17 protein-coding genes are annotated in these 20394 nt (G+C 39.5%); 6 read left to right on the top strand and 11 right to left on the bottom strand.

What is annotated here, in order from left to right; translation table 11 throughout:
* Positions 1 to 30: 30 nt before the first annotated feature.
* Together C2869_RS01020 and C2869_RS01015 are read right to left on the bottom strand one after the other, a co-directional pair.
* Positions 31 to 384 carry a type II toxin-antitoxin system PemK/MazF family toxin gene (locus C2869_RS01020; RefSeq protein WP_108601185.1) on the bottom strand — a complete coding sequence of 118 codons (354 nt, stop codon included), beginning with the start codon at positions 382 to 384 and terminating at the stop codon, positions 31 to 33.
* Positions 384 to 638 carry an AbrB/MazE/SpoVT family DNA-binding domain-containing protein gene (locus tag C2869_RS01015; RefSeq protein ID WP_108601184.1) on the bottom strand — a complete coding sequence of 85 codons (255 nt, stop codon included), beginning with the start codon at positions 636 to 638 and terminating at the stop codon, positions 384 to 386. The genes C2869_RS01020 and C2869_RS01015 overlap by 1 nt, the downstream gene beginning before the upstream one ends.
* 976 nt (positions 639 to 1614) lie before the next feature.
* Between C2869_RS01015 and C2869_RS01010 the strand changes: the two genes are divergently transcribed.
* From C2869_RS01010 to C2869_RS01000, 3 genes are all read left to right on the top strand, one after another.
* Positions 1615 to 2907, top strand: coding sequence for a DUF1552 domain-containing protein (locus C2869_RS01010; RefSeq protein WP_199915612.1), 1293 nt, complete (start codon positions 1615 to 1617; stop codon positions 2905 to 2907).
* A gap of 62 nt (positions 2908 to 2969) precedes the next feature.
* Positions 2970 to 5468 (top strand): DUF1592 domain-containing protein, encoded by a 2499-nt coding sequence (locus tag C2869_RS01005; protein WP_159083970.1) that lies wholly within the window; start codon positions 2970 to 2972, stop codon positions 5466 to 5468.
* A gap of 117 nt (positions 5469 to 5585) precedes the next feature.
* Positions 5586 to 6992, top strand: a complete 1407-nt coding sequence (locus C2869_RS01000) for a diguanylate cyclase (RefSeq protein WP_159083969.1) — start codon at positions 5586 to 5588, stop codon at positions 6990 to 6992.
* Here C2869_RS01000 and C2869_RS00995 read toward each other — a convergent pair.
* The 4 genes from C2869_RS00995 to pomA form a co-directional block, all read right to left on the bottom strand.
* Complete coding sequence (locus tag C2869_RS00995; protein WP_108601181.1) at positions 6984 to 8099, bottom strand: LacI family DNA-binding transcriptional regulator; 1116 nt, start codon at positions 8097 to 8099, stop codon at positions 6984 to 6986. The two genes, C2869_RS01000 and C2869_RS00995, sit on opposite strands and share 9 nt — an antisense overlap.
* A 463-nt stretch (positions 8100 to 8562) precedes the next feature.
* A complete protein-coding gene (acs, locus tag C2869_RS00990) occupies positions 8563 to 10506 on the bottom strand; it encodes an acetate--CoA ligase (RefSeq protein WP_108601180.1) in 1944 nt (647 codons plus the stop codon).
* A gap of 260 nt (positions 10507 to 10766) precedes the next feature.
* The gene (locus tag C2869_RS00985) at positions 10767 to 11690 is read right to left on the bottom strand and encodes a flagellar motor protein MotB (protein ID WP_108601179.1); all 924 of its coding nucleotides are present in this window, start codon (positions 11688 to 11690) and stop codon (positions 10767 to 10769) included.
* 9 nt (positions 11691 to 11699) lie between these two features.
* Entirely contained in the window at positions 11700 to 12461 is a 762-nt protein-coding gene (gene pomA, locus C2869_RS00980) for a flagellar motor protein PomA (RefSeq protein ID WP_108601178.1), read from the bottom strand.
* Between the two features lie 515 nt (positions 12462 to 12976).
* Here pomA and xseB point away from each other — a divergent pair.
* From xseB to dxs, 3 genes are read left to right on the top strand one after another with little or no spacing between them, the layout of a single operon-like run.
* On the top strand, positions 12977 to 13219 hold the full coding sequence (gene xseB, locus C2869_RS00975) for an exodeoxyribonuclease VII small subunit (protein ID WP_108601177.1): 243 nt from the start codon (positions 12977 to 12979) through the stop codon (positions 13217 to 13219).
* Positions 13200 to 14108 (top strand): polyprenyl synthetase family protein, encoded by a 909-nt coding sequence (locus C2869_RS00970; RefSeq protein WP_228710732.1) that lies wholly within the window; start codon positions 13200 to 13202, stop codon positions 14106 to 14108. Before xseB ends, C2869_RS00970 begins: the two co-directional genes overlap by 20 nt.
* Positions 14109 to 14120: 12 nt before the next feature.
* Entirely contained in the window at positions 14121 to 15995 is a 1875-nt protein-coding gene (dxs, locus tag C2869_RS00965; RefSeq protein WP_108601175.1) for a 1-deoxy-D-xylulose-5-phosphate synthase, read from the top strand.
* A 342-nt stretch (positions 15996 to 16337) separates the two neighbouring features.
* On the opposite strand, the gene C2869_RS00960 is transcribed toward dxs, so the two are convergent.
* From C2869_RS00960 to C2869_RS00940, 5 genes are read right to left on the bottom strand one after another with little or no spacing between them, the layout of a single operon-like run.
* Positions 16338 to 16784: an NUDIX hydrolase gene (locus C2869_RS00960; protein WP_108601174.1), complete on the bottom strand. Its 447-nt coding sequence runs from the start codon at positions 16782 to 16784 to the stop codon at positions 16338 to 16340.
* 18 nt (positions 16785 to 16802) lie between these two features.
* On the bottom strand, positions 16803 to 18107 hold the full coding sequence (locus tag C2869_RS00955; protein ID WP_108601173.1) for an ATP-binding protein: 1305 nt from the start codon (positions 18105 to 18107) through the stop codon (positions 16803 to 16805).
* A 5-nt stretch (positions 18108 to 18112) separates the two neighbouring features.
* Positions 18113 to 18826 carry a response regulator transcription factor gene (locus tag C2869_RS00950; protein ID WP_228710731.1) on the bottom strand — a complete coding sequence of 238 codons (714 nt, stop codon included), beginning with the start codon at positions 18824 to 18826 and terminating at the stop codon, positions 18113 to 18115.
* Positions 18823 to 19146, bottom strand: a complete 324-nt coding sequence (locus C2869_RS00945) for a DUF3019 domain-containing protein (RefSeq protein WP_159083968.1) — start codon at positions 19144 to 19146, stop codon at positions 18823 to 18825. Before C2869_RS00945 ends, C2869_RS00950 begins: the two co-directional genes overlap by 4 nt.
* 43 nt (positions 19147 to 19189) lie before the next feature.
* Positions 19190 to 20185 carry a MipA/OmpV family protein gene (locus C2869_RS00940; RefSeq protein ID WP_159083967.1) on the bottom strand — a complete coding sequence of 332 codons (996 nt, stop codon included), beginning with the start codon at positions 20183 to 20185 and terminating at the stop codon, positions 19190 to 19192.
* Positions 20186 to 20394: the final 209 nt, after the last annotated feature.

The raw sequence follows: 20394 nt of genomic DNA, 5'->3' as shown, positions 1-20394 counted from the left end.
TTGATGCTTAAAAACCGTGTTTTCCTATCGTTATTCTTCAAATAACGATTCAGCCCCAATCAACGGTATAAGCCTTAGCAAAACATCTTCCATTACACCATTGTCAGCTGTGGTAATTTTCTTGGCACTGCGGTCTTTCCACGAAAGAGTTTGAATCAAACTGGAAGCAACAACACTGGGTTTATCGAGGTTATTTACTGGCACTTCGGTAGCTTGACTTCGAATACTGGTACTAATTGGGCAGCAAATTAACAACCCTGTTTGCTGATTGTATTCTTTACTAGAAAGGACTAATGCAGGGCGATACTTCCCGATCTCTTTACCTTTCACTGGCTCAAAATCTAACCAAATAATTTCATTGCGTTTAGGTACATATTGAGCCATTACTCACCCAACTCTTTGTCCGATACGAACGCCAGCTCATCAGCATGAGCGGTATGAGCATCTAAACCATTTAATAGCTCTCTTTCACTAAACGGAAAACGCTTTTTCTGACGTTTGATTGGTTCAATAATAATTTTTTTTCCATCTGCTTTAACTTCAATGTCAGCCCCTTCAACTAAGCCGAGTTGTTTGATGTAAGCAGCAGGAATTATATTACCGAGACTATTACCGATTCTTCGTACCTGAGTGCGCATATTCCACCCTCCTTAAGTAATTACATTGTTATAACATAAATAATTGTACGCCGCCTATTGCCCGTGTCAACTTTGTTATAACTAACAAGCTATACTGTTTTCAGAAAGAAATGATCAGTTGAAAGTACTGAGGTAGTAAGAAAAACTTAATTAATGTAGGTCACCGTTCGCAGTTCCTGACGCTTAACGGCATTTCCTACATCCATGTAGGTCGAAATTAATTTTTAAAATAGCAGCAGAGCTGCTTCAGGCTTGGTTTCTAGCCGCGATATTTCCTAATATCTACAGCCATTGTCGAGGCACCAAAAGTAGGCGCTTTAAGCGAGCCTCAACAACAAGTGAGATTTCAACTAATCAAAATTAAATTGAATTGGTAGCCTAGTGCGTAACACCTTAAAGCCATTCATAACCTTAAGTGACTAAGCCGAATTGTTAACTAGATCAAATAAAAAATTTGTTTCTTGGTGTTTTTACTCAACGTTAAAACTTATGAGTAACAATATTATTAAAAGTATTAGTTTAAGAAAGTAATTGTATTTGTTTGTTTTTAATGTCATCGGTAACCCTAAAGTTTGCGCTAATTAAATAGGGTTACTAAGTATATGGAGTAAACTTTGTGTGACTACAAATATAAGTCACTTAAATACGGTTTTTAACTTGGTAAATTTTAGTGAAACCTAGTTAAACGTCCAGGATTACACTAATTATTGATACTTGGTATTAAATCGACATTTACTTTTAGTGGGGAAAAGCTAACTTTGTGCCGGAAATTCTCGATTTGAATGGCGCTATCTAAACCAACTGGAACCAAGTCCAGTTTAGATTATATTTAACATAATCTACATTATCGGTTGCATGGGTTCGGTGTAGTAAATGCATTTCACCTGTAAAAGTAAAACTTTGTAAATATTGATGATTGTTAAATCTTGTTAGATATGATGTTTTCAATATTTATACTATGTAGTTTTTGGGTTAAATGAACAAAACATTAACGTTAAATAGGCGCAGTTTTTTGCGAGGCTTAGGTGGTGTTGCAATGGCATTACCTCAATTGAATGTGATGGCTAGCCCAAAAAATAAGATTCCTGCACCTAAGCGCATGGTTTGTGTGGGTACACATTTTGGTTTTGTGCCCGATTTGTTTTTTCCAAATCAAACAGGTTTAAATTATTCTTTACCGCCTTTGTTAAGCCCGCTAGCAAAATTTAAAGATCAGTTTACTGTTTTATCTGGTCTCGACCATGGTGAAAACGCGACTGGTGGGCATCGCGGTGTACATGCTTTTTTGTCTGGTATTTTATCTAAGAATGCGAAGAATTTTCCTGAATTTAATATCAGCCTAGATCAAAAAGCAGCTCAGCATGTTGGTAAGTTAACTCGTTTCCCATCACTACAATTATCACCACGTTCTGATTTAACCAATAGAATGTCATGGAATGCCCATGGTTCGGCTATTCCACCTATCGAAAGTTTGAATCAAACATTCGACATGTTGTTTAAGCCTTTTAATCAACATCAAAAACAGTTAAAACGAAAAGAAATAGCGGCGCAAACCAGTATTCTCGATTTAGTTAGACACGATGCTAAGTTTCTTGAAAAACGGGTTGGTTTTGAAGATAAGCAAAAATTGGATGAATATTTTACTAGTGTTCGTGAAGTCGAAAAACGATTAGAACAATCTGAGTCGTGGATCGATACTCCTAAACCTCAAGTTGATTATGACCTATCCATGGGAGCTGATAGTGCGGATTTTGTTGATCGAGTACCGCTATTTTATGATTTGATCGCCCTTGCATTACAAACAGATTTAACCCGTATCGTCACCTTCGAAATTTATGATATTGGCCGCAATGCCGGCGGTTTAGATATTAGTCGAGGTTATCATCAATTATCTCACCACGGTAAAGTGACAGAATATATTAACGAATTATCTATTATTGAAAAATTTCATACTCAACAATTCGCTCGCTTTATTAGCAAACTAGATGAAATAAAAGAAAGTGATGGTTCATCATTGCTAAGTCATACGCAGACATTACTTGGTAGTGGTATGGGCAATGCAAATTCTCATTCAAATAAAAACCTGCCTTTGTTATTGGTTGGTGGCGGATTTAAACATGGTCAGCATTTAAGTTTTTCATCACAAAATAATTCGGGTAACTCAATACCTGCCGCTAATTTATATGTTTCTATGTTGCAACAGTTTGGTATTGAAACAGACTCATTTAATTTAGCTACTGGCTCATTAACGCAGTTGAGATCAAGCTAATGTCTACGGTAACTAAAATGCTAAAAGCTCAGTTTATACCATCACTCTTGTGTTACCTTTTGTTGAATTCTAATGCCTGGGCCGTTAATAACACTAATAATATCGATCCTTCTATTATGCAATTTGTCGATAAGTATTGTGTCAGTTGTCATAACCCAGAAGATGAAGAAGGTGATTTAAACTTTGTTCCATTTGTTAACGGTGAAAAACCATTAGACGATGACTCACTGCATGACATGCTAGAGCAATTGAATTTAAGTGAAATGCCGCCGCCAGATGAAGGTGAACAACCTAGTCACGAATTACGTAAAAATATTATTGCGCAAATGACGGATTACCTCACTCACAAAGAACATCTTGCACAAACTCAACATACGATATTGCGCAGATTAACGCGTTATGAATATAAGAATACGTTGCGTGACCTTTTAGGTGTATACCCAGATGCATCCGACGCAACAACAGCATTTCCTCGTGATGAAAGCCATCATGGGTTTACGAATTTGGGTGATAAACAAATATTATCTGACTATCAACTGCAGTTATATATGCAAGCTGCTGATCATTACTTAGATCAAACTTTGGTTTTTAACCAAAGCCAGCCACGTAATAAAACTTGGCATTTTCCGCCCACCAAGTTATTTCATAAAAAAGAAATCACTCGTCCATCTGTTTCATATCGGGTGATAGATAAAGATCATAAATATGTCGATATAGGCCATGGTGAAGTTGATGAATTTTGGCCAGTTTATCCTACTCGTTTTAGTAAAAAAGGTGTACCGGCCAACGGTATATACAAAATTACCGTCGCGGCTTCTGCCGTTGGTTTGGATCACCCGTATGATAAAAAGATAATTAAAATCGATCACGATAAACCGTTAAAGCTAGGGTTATGGCATGTGCCTAAACCCGAATTGCTAAAACCGGGGGCAAGTGATGGTCGAGTCTTTATTGGAGCGTTTGATTTAACTGAGCAAGCAAAAACCTATGAAGTTTCAGTTTGGCTACCTAAAGGTTCATCATTTTACGTGCACTGGATAAATGGCCCTGGCAGAACGTTTGGTATCATTAACCAAGTTCAAAAGCGCTATTTACCTGAAACAATTAAATTAAACGATAATGATAAAAAGCGCTTATTAAAAGAAGGAAAGCCAGTTCCCAAGTTAGCAGATAATTACCAAGCGTTTTCCGAACTTTATCAAGGCCCTCGTGTACGTATTCATGGTATGCGATTACAAGGTCCTTTTAACAATGAATGGCCACCGAAAAACCATGTCGATATAGTTGGTGATACCACAGATGCCAATGACGTTAATATCGAAAAAACGATAATTAATTTTGCGCGCAAGGCGTTTCGCCAACCTATCACTAAACAACAAATTCAACCTTATATTAATTTTATACAAACTCGTATTAAAAGTGGGCAAAGTGCGGAATTAGCCATTAAACAAGGCTTGACCGCAATTCTAACGTCGCCTCGTTTTTTGTATTTAGATGAAGGCAGCAGTGAGCAAGCTAAGCTTAATAGTTACCAAATTGCGACACGGCTATCTTATTTGTTATGGAGCTCAATGCCAGATGAGACACTATTGTCGTTAGCGGCACGGGATGAACTCAATGATCCGCAAATTTTATGGCAACAAACACAACGTATGCTTGAGGATCCCAAATCAAAAGCATTCGCAAAATATTTTACTCGTGCTTGGCTGAGGTTAGATAAAATTGGAGCAATGGCACCCAGTGTTAAACAATATCCGACTTATTATAACGATAGGTTAGAAACGGCTATGTTGGCCGAAACCGAAGCTTTAGTTGATTTTATACTTCAAGCAAACCGCCCTATTACTGAATTTTTAAACTCTGATTACAGTTTTATCAATGACGGCCTAGCCAAACACTATAAAATTGATGGCGAGTTTGGCGAGCAATTACAGTATGTGAAATTACCCAAACAAGCTCGTCGTGGCGGATTACTCGGGCATGCCAGTGTGCTTACCACCAGCGCAAATGGGGTTGATACGTCCCCCGTATTACGCGGTGTATGGGTATTAGAAAGTTTATTGGGAACACCAACCGCACCTCCGCCGGCAGATGTTCCGCCGATAGAGCCAGATACACGAGGCGCAACGACAATTAAAGAGCAATTAGCAAAACACAGAAGCATAGACACCTGTAATGATTGTCATGCAAAAATAGACTCGTGGGGTTTTCCATTAGAGTTTTATAATCCGATTGGTGGCTTGCGCTATAAGTATTTTCCGCACGGCATACCATGGAAAAAAGCTAAAAAGTTAGCAAAAAATATTGATGGCCATGCTCAACTATTATCCGGTGATGTGGTGACTAATGAAAAGGATTTAAAAAAGCAATTGCTTAAACGCAAAGATATTTTTGCTAAAAATTTAGTTAAAAAACTACTGACCTATGCCACAGGCAGAGAAATGACTTATCAGGACGATGCAACAATAGATGAAATAGTCGAGGGTATTAAGCAGCGTGACTATGGTATGCAGGTGCTACTCGCTTATGTCGTAATGAGTGATATATTTCAATCACCCTAAGCGTGCTAAAAACAAACGGTTTATGGCATAATCGCCGAATATCATTTTTATACCGAGCGTTCGTACGCGTAAATGTGCAAAGCGATAACCACCACTATATATAAATTTTATTTGCTTTTGGCTGCTATCGCTTTGCCTTATAACGCTTTTTCACTTGAGTTAACCAATAGCGAGTTAACTTATTTACAGAAAACATCGGCTATTAAAATGTGTGTCGATCCAGATTGGATGCCTTATGAAAGGATAAATCAATTCGGCCACCATGAAGGGATTGCAGCGGATTACTTATCTTTGGTCGCCAAACGGCTAAATATACAGGTCAAACTGGTACGCACTCATTCTTGGGCACAAACACTCGAATTTGCTAAACAACGGCGCTGCGATATTATTTCTATGGCGCGTAAAACTGCAGATAGACAAGCCTATTTTAACTTTACCCAACCTTATATAACTTACCCTTTTGTTGTTGCTACACTTGTCGATCAACCGTTTATTGAATCTTTTGACCTAATTGCCGACAAAACAATTGCTGCAGTTAAAGGATATGCGGTAACAGAGCATTTAAAGTTACAGTATCCGACCTTGAATTTAATAGAGGTTGCCAATATAGACGAAGGGATCCAATTAGTTCGAGAAAAAAAGTCGTTTGCTTATGTCGATTCAGCTTTGGCTATTGGTTATAAAATACAACAAAGTGCAACGCTCGATATTAAAGTATCAGGCCAATTACATTACAGCTCTTCACCTTCTATTGCAGTTCGTAATGACGAACCTTTATTGGTAAACGTTATTGATAAAGCACTAGCCTCTATAACTAAAGAAGAACGCCAAGCGATATATAACACTTGGGTATCCATTCGTTTTGAAAAAGGGTTTGATTATTCTTTAGCGCTACAAGTTTTATTATTAGTCGGTTCTTTTTTGATTTTATCTTTGTATTGGAACCGACGGTTAATAAAAGCCAACGAAAAAACCCGAAAAGCGGTTAACGAGCTGAATGCAGCCAAAACCTTGCTTGAAGAAAAAAATGCATCTTTAGAACAACTCGCCACTGTCGATATGCTGACCGGTTTACATAATCGATTAAAAATTGAAGAATCATTTGAAGTCGAGCTAAACCGTTACGATCGTTTTCATTCAGTCTTTTCAGTTATCTTGTTGGATTTGGATAATTTTAAACAAGTTAATGATGAATACGGCCATTTAACGGGTGACTTAATCTTAGTTGAGTTTGCTAAGTTACTGAAAACTCATACCCGAAACATGGATTTTGTCGGACGCTGGGGTGGCGAAGAATTTATTATTCTCTGCCCTGAAACAGATTTAATCGGCGCCGAGTTTTTAGCCGATAAAATACGCTTTGAAGTTGAACAATTTTCTTTTCCTGAAGTTGGACACAAAACCTGTAGTTTAGGCGTAACAACTATTCGTGAAGGTGACTCTCAACAAGATATTGTTTTACGCGCAGACCAAGCTTTATATAAAGCGAAAGGGAAAGGTAAAAATTTAGTCGAACTAAACTGATTTAATTGAGCTAGTTGACCCTCGGTAATATATTTTATGAGGAACATGCTTAACTAAATTTTTGGCATCATTATCTGAACCTGAACTCGATTTATTCTGTTTAATAATGGATGCAAGTATTTCAACAGCGGCTTCGCCTAGTTCATTGAGTGGCTGTTCAATAGTAGTCAGTTGTGGGAATATTGAAGTAGACAGTGGGGTATTACCATTGCCGCAAATACTTAAATCGTCAGGCACTTTGATACCTGCTTGTTGGGCAGCCGCCATGACTCCGGCAGCCATATCGTCGTTACAAGCAAAAATAGCTGTGGGTCGATCTTCTTTAGACAGTAAATAGTGACCTATTTTTGTTCCGGATTGTACATTCCAACTGCCATGGCGGATCCATTTAGGATTAGGTTCAATACCGGCATCGACTAACGCAGCTTTAAAGCCATCTAGTCGCAATTTAGATTCAAAATGTTCTTCTGGCCCTGCTGCTATTGCTAACTTTTGATGGCCTAGCTCAATTAAATAACTGGTAATTTCGTAAGCTGACTGAAAGTTATCAATACTGACTCGCGGTAAAATACCGGATTGCGGTCGTTCACTTAGTCGTACGCAAGGTAAACCACTTTTTTTAATGAGCGCGAGTACTTGATCGTCGTAACAGACATCAGGTATTAAAATAACACCATCGTAATTGGGTTTATCAAACAACTTTTCTAACGGCGAACTATCATACTTAGCGTATGGATTGGCCGGTGTCGCTTCAATGTTTTCGTGTAAGCCTTCAATTAATAAATGATAGCCTAATCGTCGTGACGCGTTTAGCATGCCAATCATCACTTCACCTCGCCATCCCGTATTTTGATGACTATAAAGCAATAAAAATTGATAAGATTGGCTACCGGCTAACTGCCGAGCACCCACATTTAACGTGTAATTGATTTTTTTGGCTGCATCTTCAATGCGTTTTTTAGTTGAAGGTTTAACATTGGTCTCACCATTCAGCGCTCGCCATGCTGTCATTAAAGATACGCCCGCTTCGTTTGCTACATCTTGCATGGTTATACTGTCGCGAACGGCGGCTGAACTTTTTTTCTTACTTTTTTGCTTGTCAGTCATATCTTAAATAACGCTATTTTGTTATGCCGTTATCATAGCGAATCAGCGGATTGAAACAAGTAAAAGGTATAAAGATTAGGTATTTAATAGCGAAAATGCCATACGCTAACATTGGTTGTTGTTAACATTGGGTTAGGCTTTAAGATAAGCGGCTTGCCTTTGCTGATAAGCATTTATGCTTGTAGCTGGTTTGCCGACTTAAATGTGAATGATAAAAAGTAAACACGTTTTAGGGGTAAAAGAAATGTTGGCGCCAAAAAGATTTTAGACGCCAACATTTAGATAACTATAGTCAAAGCGATCGAGTTTTAGGGGAAGCCGTCAAAGCTACCGCGTCCTGCTCACGCCCCTTACCAGCATCCATGCAGGCAAGCTTCGAGACCCCATGAGCATATGCTCTATTATGTGATTGGGGTGAGTAAGCGCCGACAATGAACCATAAAACTTGAACGAGAAGACTATATTAGCGGTTTAAACGATTTTCTATTAAATCGTCTACAACAGATGGATCCGCTAATGTTGATGTATCACCCAATGCTTGGTGCTCATTTGCCGCAATTTTACGTAAAATACGGCGCATAATTTTACCTGAGCGTGTTTTTGGTAAACCTGTTGTCCAGTGGATTAAATCAGGTGTCGCTATAGGGCTTAGCTCTTTTCTAACCCAATTACGAACTGCTTTCGTTAATTCTTCGTCAGCTTCGATTCCTTCAACAGGAGTCACATAAACGTATATACCTTGGCCTTTTATATCGTGCGGATAACCAACAACTGCAGCTTCCGCAATCGATTCGTGGGCAACCAAAGCACTTTCAATTTCTGCTGTGCCTAGACGATGACCAGAGACATTTAATACATCATCTACTCGGCCAGTTATCCAAAAATAACCGTCTTCGTCACGTCGTGCGCCATCGCCTGTAAAATAACGATTTGCATAGGTGCTAAAATAGGTCTGTTCAAATCGCTCATGGTCTCCGTAAATTGTACGAGCTTGACCCGGCCAACTATCTAAAATAACTAAATTACCGTCGATAGCGCCTTCTAATAAATTACCATCAGCGTCGGCTAATGCAGGTTGCACACCAAAGAAAGGTCGGGTGGCTGAACCTGGTTTTAAATCTGTTGCACCTGGTAAAGGCGTTATCATGATGCCACCGGTTTCCGTTTGCCACCAAGTATCAACAATTGGGCATTGGCTGTTACCAATATTTTCGTAATACCAGTTCCATGCTTCAGGGTTAATAGGCTCACCTACCGAACCCATCACACGCAAGGTATCACGTTTATTCGTTGCATAAGGCTCATCACCTTTGGCCATTAATGCCCGTATAGCGGTAGGTGCCGTATAGAGAACGGTAACTTGATGTTTATCAACAACATCACCAATACGTGAACTAGAAGGATAAGTGGGAACGCCTTCAAAGATCACTTGTGTACAACCATTTGCCATCGGGCCGTATACAATATAAGAATGACCTGTGATCCAACCCACATCAGCTGCACACCAATAAATATCGTCTGGATGAATATCAAAAATAAATTCTTGAGTCATGGACGCATAGGTTAAGTAGCCACCTGTAGTGTGCATAACCCCTTTAGGTTTACCCGTTGAACCCGATGTATACAAAATAAACAAAGGATCTTCTGCATTCATGGCTTCGGGTTCACAGACCGCGGGTAAATCTGCGGTTAACTCATGTGCCCAAACATCAATGGCAGGATCAAAATCAACATCAGCTTGGGTATTTTTAAATACTAAACAATGCGTGATACTCGTTACGTCTTTTCGGGCTAATGCTTCGTCAACATTGGCTTTTAACGGAACGGTTCTTCCGCCGCGGCGTGCTTCATCAGCAGTAATGATCACTTTAGCTTGTGAATCTACAATACGATCAGCTATGGCATTTGGTGAAAATCCACCAAAAATTACAGAGTGAACGGCACCTATTCGTGCGCAAGCTTGCATGGCATAAATTGCGTCCAACGTCATAGGCATATAAACAGCAACTCTATCGCCCTTTTCTACCCCAAGCTTTTTCAAACCGTTGGCAATTTTGGCGACATTGTCGTGAACTTGTTGATAGGTCACTGAATAAGAGACTTCAGGCGAATCACCTTCGAAGATCAAGGCTGTTTTATTAGCATTGTCTTTTAAATGACGATCGATACAGTTGTAAGATGCATTTAGCAAACCATCTTCAAACCATTTTATGGAAACTTTATTAGGTTCAAAACAGGTGTTTTTTACTTGAGTAAATGGTTTTATCCAGTCAAGACGTTTGCCGTGCTCAGCCCAAAAAGAATCGGGATTAGCGACCGATTCTTGATACATAGCTAAATAATCTTCGTTAGAAATTAATGCTCTGTCTTTTACAGCTTGAGGCACAGGATACAAATTTTTAGTCATTATTTTATCACTCCAAATTGGGGTTTCATTGTTGTAAACACCACCCTACCTGGATCCTTAAATCATTTTTATTTTTAAAATTTTTAACATCTATTGTGTCTGTAAACACCCGTGTTAATTGGGATAGAAGCGTAACAGGAAATGTAAAAAAATTTAAGTGTTTTTATAACAAACTATATTTGAAAGGGGCTTGTGAAAGTTTATAGTGATAAACAAAAAAGGCGTTAGCTAACAGAGTTAAACTAACGCCGCATTTATTTCTATTGCTTAACTTCAATAGGTCGTGATTCTTTTGCCTTACCTTGCATTATGGCAATTTCTACACGCCGATTACGACGGCGATTTTGCACCGTGTTATTCGGAACCAACGGGCGAGTATCAGCATGGCCTATAACGACTAAGCGATTTTGTTCAAAGCTCGGGGTGCGTACCATTTCATGTGCAACTGCGACCGCTCGTTTAGCCGATAAATCCCAATTAGACGTGTACAGCTCAGTTTCGACATTTTGGTTGTCTGTATGACCAGAAACCGTAATTTCACCAGGTACGTCATTGAGTAAGCGAGCAATTTTTTGCACTATAGGTTTAAATTGCGGTTGTAAAAAAGCAGAACCTGCTGGAAAGGCGCCATTCTCTTTAACGCGAATAATAATTTGTTGGCCAAGGCTTTCTAACTCGATAGCGCCATCAACAATTTGATCTTCCAACTGCATCGCTATCTTTTTAACCAATTCACTAGTTTGTTCTTGCGATGCTTGCGCCTCAGACTGACTAGCTTGCTGACTTGCGGTTTCTTGCGATGAACCGCCACGCTGGTTGCCTCGTTGCTTTTGCCTTCCGCCCGCTGAATCTTCATCACCGGCTTGAAACTCAAGCATTTGTTGAGTCATTTCAATTGTTTGCTGTTGTATCGTTTCTATTGGCGTTGGATCGGGTCTGCCGGGTCTAAATTCCTGAGCAATAACCGAGGTACCTTTCGGAATGTCTTTTACCTCAAGCTTATTTTGCACACCAAATGCAAACTTCATCGAACCTGCAATTTGTTTAAATTTTAATACGTCCATTTCTGAGAACGCGAGCAGAAGTACAAAAAAGCACATTAATAACGACATTAAGTCTGCAAATGTTCCCATCCAAGCGGGTAGGCCTTCGGGGGGACATTTGGGGCATTCTTCATCTGACATAAAACGCCCCTATTCTTCTGCAGGCTCGCCGCGTTTCGATTCGGCAATGTAGTTTTTCAAAATTCCCTCAATTACACGCGGGTTCTGACCGTCTTGAATACCTAATATGGCATCCAAAATTAAACGTTGATTGAGTTTTTCTTCTTCAGTGCGGATCTGTAATTTGCCGGCTAAGGGTAACGCTATTACGTTAGCTAGGAAAGCACCATAAAGTGTGGTTAACAATGCAACCGCCATAGCAGGACCGATTGCTTTTGGGTCATCCATGTTTGAAAGCATGGCAACCAAACCAATCAATGTACCTATCATACCCATGGCTGGCGCAACGTCACCTAGTGCTTTCAACAAGCCAACGCCTGCTTCGTGCCGCTCTGTCGTTAAGGCGATGTCTTTTTGCATAGTTGCTTTAACGACTTCGCCGTCGTGACCATCGACCAACATATCAACCCCTTTTTGCATAAAGGCGTTTTCAATTTCGGCTTCTTCCAATGCTAAAAAACCGCCTTTACGAGCGGCATCAGCCATTTCAACAGATTTTAAAATTAATTCGTCAGGCGTTTCAATTTTAAACATAAACGCCTTGCCCATCACTTTACCTATGCCGACAAATTGCCCCATGGTGTAGTTAGACATAACAACAAATATAGAACCAACAAACACAATTAAAACTGATTGCACGTCAACGAACATGCCAATGTCACCGGCAAGAAACATGGCCGCTAACACGAAACCAATTGATCCTAACAAGCCAACCAGCGTTGCTATATCCACATTGTTCTCCTAGAGGGGTCGTTCAAATGATGATTTTTATTTTTTATATAGTCTTCTCGCTCAGGCTTTATGGTTCATTGTCAGCGCTTACTCTCGACTTTGGCTCCTGCGTCGTCCTACTACCTAAATCCTTTTAGGCAACCCCAATCACATAATAGAGCATATGCTCATGGGGATTCGAAGCTTGACGGCTTCCCCTAAAACCTGATCGCTTTGACTATAACTATAATGCGCATCTGATTATTAGTCGACAATAACGCGAAACATAATTTAGTTAATTCAATGTTTAATTATTATAGAAAACAGTACGTTACCAAGCAATATATCGGCAGGCGTTGCGCTAGCTTTAATTTGCATACAATTGCAGCAAAAAATGTCGTTTTTTATACTAATTGATAAGGGACTATTTTTTATCTAATAAAACCATAAATTATGGTGTTTAAATACTGTAATAAAGTTGCAACTAGTAAGGTGCTGATGTAGTGTTTGCGCACCTAAATTGACCCTTATTTATCATGGCCGCGAAGAAACCAGAAAACATGAGCTTAGAAGCCAGTCTTGAAGAACTAGAGAGCCTAGTGGCAGACCTAGAACAAGGCGAATTACCGCTTGAAGATTCTTTAAAACAATTTGAACGTGGTGTGAGTTTAGTTAAAGCCAGTCAGTTAAAATTGGCTCAAGCAGAGCAAAAAGTCCAAATTATGACGCAAAATAGCGTTGATTCACCACTTGAGTCTTTTGAGCCAGAAGAGAAATAGTTCAGTGGGTTTACAAGCGTCAGTTCAAGAATCACAACAGTTAGTTGAAGATCAGTTAATTAAATCACTAAGTCAAATAGGTAGTGAAATTGCGCCACGTTTACATCAAGCCATCAGCTACAGCTTGTTAAATGGTGGTAAACGTGTTCGGCCGTTTTTAGTTTTCGCGGTTGCAGAAATGATAGGCCTAGATAAACAGTTAGTTGCACCCGCGGCCGCATCGTTAGAAATGATCCACAGTTATTCCTTAGTTCATGATGATTTGCCGGCGATGGACAACGATGAGCTCAGACGCGGTAAACCGACTTGTCACATTCAATTTGACGAAGCGCACGCTATTCTTGCCGGTGATGCATTACAACCTTTGGCTTTTGCATATTTAATGCAAGCAAGTGTTAGTGCTGACATTAAAGTCCGTTGGGTAGAGTTACTCTCCGATTCCGCCGGTTACAAAGGTATGTGCGGCGGTCAAAGCTTAGACTTACTTGCTGAAGATGAACAAGTTTCGTTATCTGAACTAGAAAATATTCACCGGTTAAAAACGGGCGCATTGCTCAGTTGTGCAGTACAATTAGCTTGTGTTGCTAAGCCGGATTTACCCGCACAGCATCAGCAAGCCATTGCAAACTTTGCTAAAAATATCGGATTAGCTTTTCAGGTAAGAGACGATATTTTAGATATTACCTCAACCACTGAACAGCTAGGTAAACCCCAAGGGTCAGACGCAAAATTACTTAAAAGTACCTATCCATCATTGTTAGGATTAGAACAGGCTCAGCAAAAAGCTGATGATTTATATGATGCCGCAATTGCGGCTTTAGATAGCTTGCCCTATTGCACCGCCTTGTTAAAAGAATTCGCTGCCTATATTGTTAACCGTAACCATTAAAATTAGACGTCGATGAGTACAGACATTAGCCTTTATCCCACATTACGCTTGATAGACACGCCTGATGATTTGCGTAGCCTACCCTTGTCTGAATTAAAAGCGGCATCAGATGAATTACGCCAATATTTATTAGCGGCCGTCAGTAATAGTAGTGGCCATTTTGCTTCAGGTTTAGGTACAGTTGAATTAACAATTGCATTGCATTATGTCTATAACACGCCTTTTGATCAGTTGATTTGGGATGTGGGGCATCAAGCTTATCCACATAAAATTATTACGGGTCGCCGAGATAAAATAGAAACGATCCGCCAATTAGATGGATTACACCCTTTTCCTTGGCGTGAAGAAAGTGAATATGACACATTCAGTGTTGGTCACTCTTCAACCTCAATTAGTGCTGCTGTAGGAATGGCTATCGCTGCACAAAAAGAAGGTAAAAACCGCAAAGTTGTTTCTGTTATTGGTGACGGTGCGATGACTGCTGGTATGGCTTTTGAGGCCATGAATCACGCTGGCGATATAGACGCTGATATGCTTGTTATACTTAACGATAACGATATGTCTATCTCTGAGAATGTTGGCGCACTTAATAGTCATTTTGCTCGTATTTTGTCAGGTTCTATGTACACCACTTTGCGTGAAGGTGGTAAAAAGTTACTGAGTGGCTTACCGCCTATTAAGGAGCTAGCAAGTAAGGCCGAGGAGCACCTAAAAGGCATGGTAGTTCCGGGAACTATCTTTGAAGAACTAGGATTTAACTATATTGGTCCTATTGATGGGCATGATGTCCGCAGTCTAGTGGATACGTTAAAACGTATTAAACAGCTTAAAGGTCCGCAACTGTTACATATAGTGACAACCAAAGGTAAAGGCTATAAACCTGCAGAAGCTGATCCTATTGGTTATCATGCGGTTCCTAAATTTAACCCGCAAGAAAGCAGTCTACCGAAAAAAGCCAGCAGTTTACCGACCTTTTCAAAAATATTTGGTGATTGGTTGTGTGACATGGCTGAGCAAGATCCTAAGCTAATGGCTATTACACCAGCCATGCGAGAAGGCTCTGGCATGGTGCGTTTTTCAAAAGAGTTTCCTAAGCAATATTTCGATGTGGCGATTGCTGAGCAACATGCCGTTACCCTTGCCGGAGGTATGGCAACCCAAGGGTTAAATCCAGTAGTCGCAATTTATTCTTCTTTTTTACAACGTGGATATGATCAGCTTATCCACGATGTCGCTCTGCAAAATTTACCTGTTATGTTCGCCGTTGACCGCGCAGGTGTTGTTGGTGCGGACGGCGCAACTCATCAAGGCTTGTACGATATAAGCTACCTACGCTGTGTACCGAATATCGTTATTATGACCCCGTCTGATGAAAATGAATGTCGCCAAATGCTATACACAGGCCATAAACTCGATAAACCCAGTGTCGTGCGTTACCCGCGAGGTACGGGATGTGGCGCAGATATTCAACAAGAAATGGTTGCTCTGCCAATTGGTAAAGGTATCGAATTGCTTAAGGGTAACGATAATAACAAAATAGCATTGTTAAATTTTGGTACATTAAAGCAAAACGTATTAGACGCTGCTAATGAACTCGGCGCAGCAGTATTTGATATGCGCTTTGTTAAACCGTTAGATCACGCCTTAATTACAAAGGTAGCTAAGCAATACGATACACTAGTGACCATTGAAGACAATGTTATAGCAGGCGGTGCCGGTAGCGCAGTAAACGAATTTGTGATGAAAAACAAACTTGCAACTTCTTTACTTAATATAGGCTTACCGGATGAATTTGTTAAACACGGTACTCAGCAAGAGATTTATCAAATCTATCAATTAGATGCAAAAGGCTTAGTTGCCCAAATATCTAAATTCCTAGCTGATTGATATAGTCAAAGCGATCAGGTTTTAGGGGGCAGGTTTCTGGTTCCAGACGAAACCTAAGTACTTACTTCCATGTAAGCAAAGCCGTCAAAGCTACCGCGTCCTGCTATCGCCCCTTACCTGCATCCATGCAGGCAAGCTTCGAGACCCCATGAGCATATGCTCTATTATGTGATTGGGGCTGCCTAAAGGGATTTAGGTAGTAAGACGACGCAGGAGCCAAAGTCGAGAGTAAGCGCTGACAATGAACCATAAGACCTGAGCGAGAAGACTATAAAAGGTTGTTCGATAAACGAGTTAGGAAGAAGTAATTAACTCTATTGCTGTCAAATTAATACCGCTGTTTTACCGATCACTTATTATATATTCTAATGGTAGTCGCTTACCTGCTATAAAATCATTTATACAAGTTTGCACAAGGTGGCTGCGATGTTGTTTGAACTTTTGTTTTATTTCAGCTTCAGTTAACCACAGAGCTTGGATTATATCGCTATCTTGTGGTGCTGTTTTTAGCAGCTCGCCTTTTAATTCTAATCCGTAACAAAATCGTAGATACTGAATGTTTTTATGCGGTACGCTGCTTTGGTATATACCTACGAGGAAGTCGGGCTCTAACTGTAAGCCTGTTTCTTCATATAATTCTCGCTTTGCTGCCTCTAACAAGGTTTCATCTTCTTCTAAATGACCCGCTGGTTGATTTAATACATTTACCCCATCGTCGATTTCTTCAACCAGTAAAAATTTATCTTGGCATTTTATTACCCAGGCAACAGTCGTATTGGGTTTAAACATAGCTCACAAATATCAAGGTTAAGTTGAACTTATTGTCTTAGTTGCTAAGGGGAAATGCAATTCAAATCGGGCGCCACCCAACATTTTACTTTTTTCAGCAATCGCAATACCTTTGTGCCACTGCATAATTCGACAAACAATGGCAAGCCCTAAACCGAATCCACCAGAGACTCTAGCGCGACTTTGATCTAAACGGCTGAAAGGTAAAAAAACCTTATCTCGATCTTCATCTGCAATACCAGCCCCGTCATCTTCTACTTGAATAACTAAAAAAGCGTTTGATGGCCCTTTTTGCTGAACATAAACACTGACTTGGATCTTACTTTGACAATATTTGGCCGCATTAATTATTAAGTTTTGTAAGGCTCGATCTACAAAGTGTCCATCACATTGCAAAGTGAGTGGTTGAGCCATATCCACTTTAAACTCAATTTGCGGGTATTGGCTCTGTGTTTGATTTATTTTACTTTGTACTAAATCAGCAATGTTAACAGGACTAAGGTGTAACTTGGGATCAGCGTGTTCAAATTTGGCGTAGTTAAGCATTTCGCAAACTAGCTGATCGATTTCATCTAAATCTTCTGAAATAGATTCAGCATACTCTTGTGCCGCTTGATAATCCTCATTATTAACTTTTGTTATCATCATTTCATTAGCAAATTTTGCTCGCGCAACCGGTGTTTTAATTTCATGCGAGACTGCTGAGGTTAACTCTTTATGGGATGATATAAGAGAACGAATGCGAGACTGCATATTTTTAAAGGTATTGGCTATCTCAATGATACTTGAATGGCTTGATATTTTGAGTGGGTAGTCGAATTGTCCTTGGCCAATTGCGTTAGATGCTTGAGCTAATTTGGATAAGTCACGCCATAAAGGCCTAAGCCAAAACCAAACTACCGCAGCTACAACAACATAGAAAAAAATAGCTAAAATAATTTTATAGATAAAATTAGGACTTTTAGGCAGCTTAATTACCAACAAAGCTTGGCGTTTGGCTAACCAGGTATAAATGTGCTCATTGCCCTTTTGATCATAAAACACAGTGGGCTGTTGCTGAATTAAATCTATGCTGGCTTTATCGAGTCCAGCCTCTTCAATGGCAGTAAGCGACATTTCAACATCATTGACCAGTGCAAGTTCATTTAACAATACAGGTGTTGATTGCTGAGCATTGTCAATCAGTAACGCGATGCTTGCTACATGACGCTGACTAATAGGCTGAGCGGTATTAGATTTTTCCCATATCCAATCGAGTAATAAACCCAAGGAAACAAAAGTAGCCAGTAGTAAAACAAATAAGCTGGCAAACAGTTTACGCATTATCCTTAGTTACCCCAAGCATCTGGGACAAAAATATAGCCTTTTCCCCAAATGGTTTTAATACGACTGGGGTTGTCTGGGTTATCACCGAGTTTTTTACGAAGCTTAGATACCCGTACATCAATTGATCTGTCTAAACCATTATAATCGCGCCCTTTTAATACTTGAGTTAAATACTCGCGACTTAATATTTCTCCAGCATTGCTGGCCAATACTAATAACATGTCAAACTCGTGGCTAGTCAGTGTTATCTCTTGGCTTGATAAAGTTAACGTACGAGCACTTTGGTTGATATGCAATTGACCAAAATGTAAATTATTTAGCTCGTTGTCTGTCGTTTCATGCGGTGCAAAGCGCCTTAATATGGCATTAATTCTAGCCAGTAATACCCTAGGTTCAACCGGCTTTGCGATAAAATCATCAGCGCCAATCTCCAAACCTAGCACTTGATCAAAGTCACTAGATTTAGCTGTTAAAAATAAAATAGGTCCGTGATAATGCGGTCTAATTTTTTTACAAACTTCAAAACCATCGGTACCGGGCAACATGACATCTAAAATAATGAGGTCCGCTTTAGCTTGAACTAATTGCACCATGGCTTTTGCGCCATTGTTGATCACTTCAACGGTAAAACCGTTACTTTCCAAATAATCGGAAATTAAGCGAGATAATTTAATATCATCTTCAACAAGAATGATGTGTTTGGTGGAATTTATCAAAATAAGCTCCAAGGGTTACGTTGCCTGCGGCGAAATTTTGAAAGTTGTAATCGTAAAAATTCAACTTCGACAATAGGCTGAGATTGTTGGTTAACCAAACTAAAAACAAGTGGCTGGTCACTATTATAGGAATAAGTGTATTGATTTAATTCAGTATTATTTGTGCAAGTGAGTTGTGTATCGTTAACAAAAAGACACGCCGGTTGTTTAACTTGATATACAACGACAATATCCAAATTACACTGACCGTGTTTATCTACACTACAGGCTCTAGGTTTAAGAGATAGGTTAGCTGCACTGGCATTTTTTATCACTAACATAAACAAAAAAACGATAAAGCCACTGCGTGACATTTTTTGCCAATTAAAAATGGTACGCCACTCCTGTGAACCAACGAACTAAAGATGACTTGTCGACTAAAGGACTATCACTGACTTGCGAGCTCAACTTTTGTACACGAAGGCTGTTTAGCAATGACCAGTTTTCTTTCAATTTATATACAGCAGTCAATTCTGCATGGGCATTAACACCAGCACTCGCCTTGTACAACCAATTTTGTAAATTTGTTTCAGTTGCATCTACACCATAATAATAGTCTAACCATTTACCACTTTTGTATTGTGCACCCAGCTTACTAATAAATAACCAATCACCAAATGTATTGGTATTTTGCCATTCAACGAGTACGCCAAATCCTTTGTGAATTTGGCTAATATCATAAACGACTTGACTGCGTAACGAGCCATTGCCTACATGGTAGCGGTATTCAAAACCAAAATGATAAGACGCTTTACGTTTTACGTCGACAAACGAGTGGCTATTTTCTGGCTGTTGTGGGCTGTCTGCTACTGGCACTTGCGGGGCCGGAGTAGTTGGCTCTGTTGGTGATCCGCTATCGGGTGTATTAGGCACTGAAACATCAAAATTGGGTGGTGAAATTTCGATAGATTTATCTTGGCCAGATTCAACATTGATAACGTCACTAAATCGATCATTATTAAGCGGCGTCGAATTACCCGACGAAACCTGAGGCGAAGTAAAGTTGCTTATATGCCAATCATGTAAATAGGCTGAATCTTCGTTAAAACGGCCAATAATGTTTAATGTATGGTTTTCGGAATCGTGCCAAGTGTAACCTAAGGTATCGCCATCCAGAAACCAACGTTGCCAGTAAATATTAACATCGACCAACGCGATAAGTGGGATATCATCACGATAAAAGTAAGGGTTTTGTTTTACACCATAACCAAGTGCAATACTAAAGTTTAAATCACCTATTTCAGTACAGGTTTCATCTAATACATCATTAACATCGCAGACAGGCTCATTCGCATTCACATTGTTGGTGAAAGTAATCAATAATAGCGAAACACTAAACAGTGCAGCTCGAATTGTGAACCATGATAAATAATTAAACGACATTAAAATAATTTTACAAACAATAACAACTGATAAAAATGTAACACCTGAAAAAGACAAAACCTAATGTCCACATCCTATAATTACATTTAGTTACATTTTCATTGATAATTGAAACAGAAACACAAGCCAAGGTGAACTAAATTTAG

Source organism: Saccharobesus litoralis, assembly GCF_003063625.1.
In the GTDB taxonomy this organism is placed as follows: domain Bacteria; phylum Pseudomonadota; class Gammaproteobacteria; order Enterobacterales; family Alteromonadaceae; genus Saccharobesus; species Saccharobesus litoralis.
Note: the sequence above shows the minus strand (reverse complement) of the source record. Positions and strands in the feature narration are given on the sequence as shown.

What these genes read in the sequence shown, in the direction of transcription:
- C2869_RS00985 (WP_108601179.1), bottom strand. Translation starts at nt 11,690, where the DNA reads ATGTCAGATGAAGAATGCCCCAAATGTCCCCCCGAAGGCCTACCCGCT.
- C2869_RS00945 (WP_159083968.1), bottom strand. Translation starts at nt 19,146, where the DNA reads ATGTTAGTGATAAAAAATGCCAGTGCAGCTAACCTATCTCTTAAACCT.
- C2869_RS01010 (WP_199915612.1), top strand. Translation starts at nt 1,615, where the DNA reads ATGAACAAAACATTAACGTTAAATAGGCGCAGTTTTTTGCGAGGCTTA.
- C2869_RS00960 (WP_108601174.1), bottom strand. Translation starts at nt 16,784, where the DNA reads ATGTTTAAACCCAATACGACTGTTGCCTGGGTAATAAAATGCCAAGAT.
- C2869_RS01015 (WP_108601184.1), bottom strand. Translation starts at nt 638, where the DNA reads ATGCGCACTCAGGTACGAAGAATCGGTAATAGTCTCGGTAATATAATT.
- C2869_RS00995 (WP_108601181.1), bottom strand. Translation starts at nt 8,099, where the DNA reads ATGACTGACAAGCAAAAAAGTAAGAAAAAAAGTTCAGCCGCCGTTCGC.
- xseB (WP_108601177.1), top strand. Translation starts at nt 12,977, where the DNA reads ATGGCCGCGAAGAAACCAGAAAACATGAGCTTAGAAGCCAGTCTTGAA.
- C2869_RS01020 (WP_108601185.1), bottom strand. Translation starts at nt 384, where the DNA reads ATGGCTCAATATGTACCTAAACGCAATGAAATTATTTGGTTAGATTTT.
- acs (WP_108601180.1), bottom strand. Translation starts at nt 10,506, where the DNA reads ATGACTAAAAATTTGTATCCTGTGCCTCAAGCTGTAAAAGACAGAGCA.
- C2869_RS00955 (WP_108601173.1), bottom strand. Translation starts at nt 18,107, where the DNA reads ATGCGTAAACTGTTTGCCAGCTTATTTGTTTTACTACTGGCTACTTTT.
- dxs (WP_108601175.1), top strand. Translation starts at nt 14,121, where the DNA reads ATGAGTACAGACATTAGCCTTTATCCCACATTACGCTTGATAGACACG.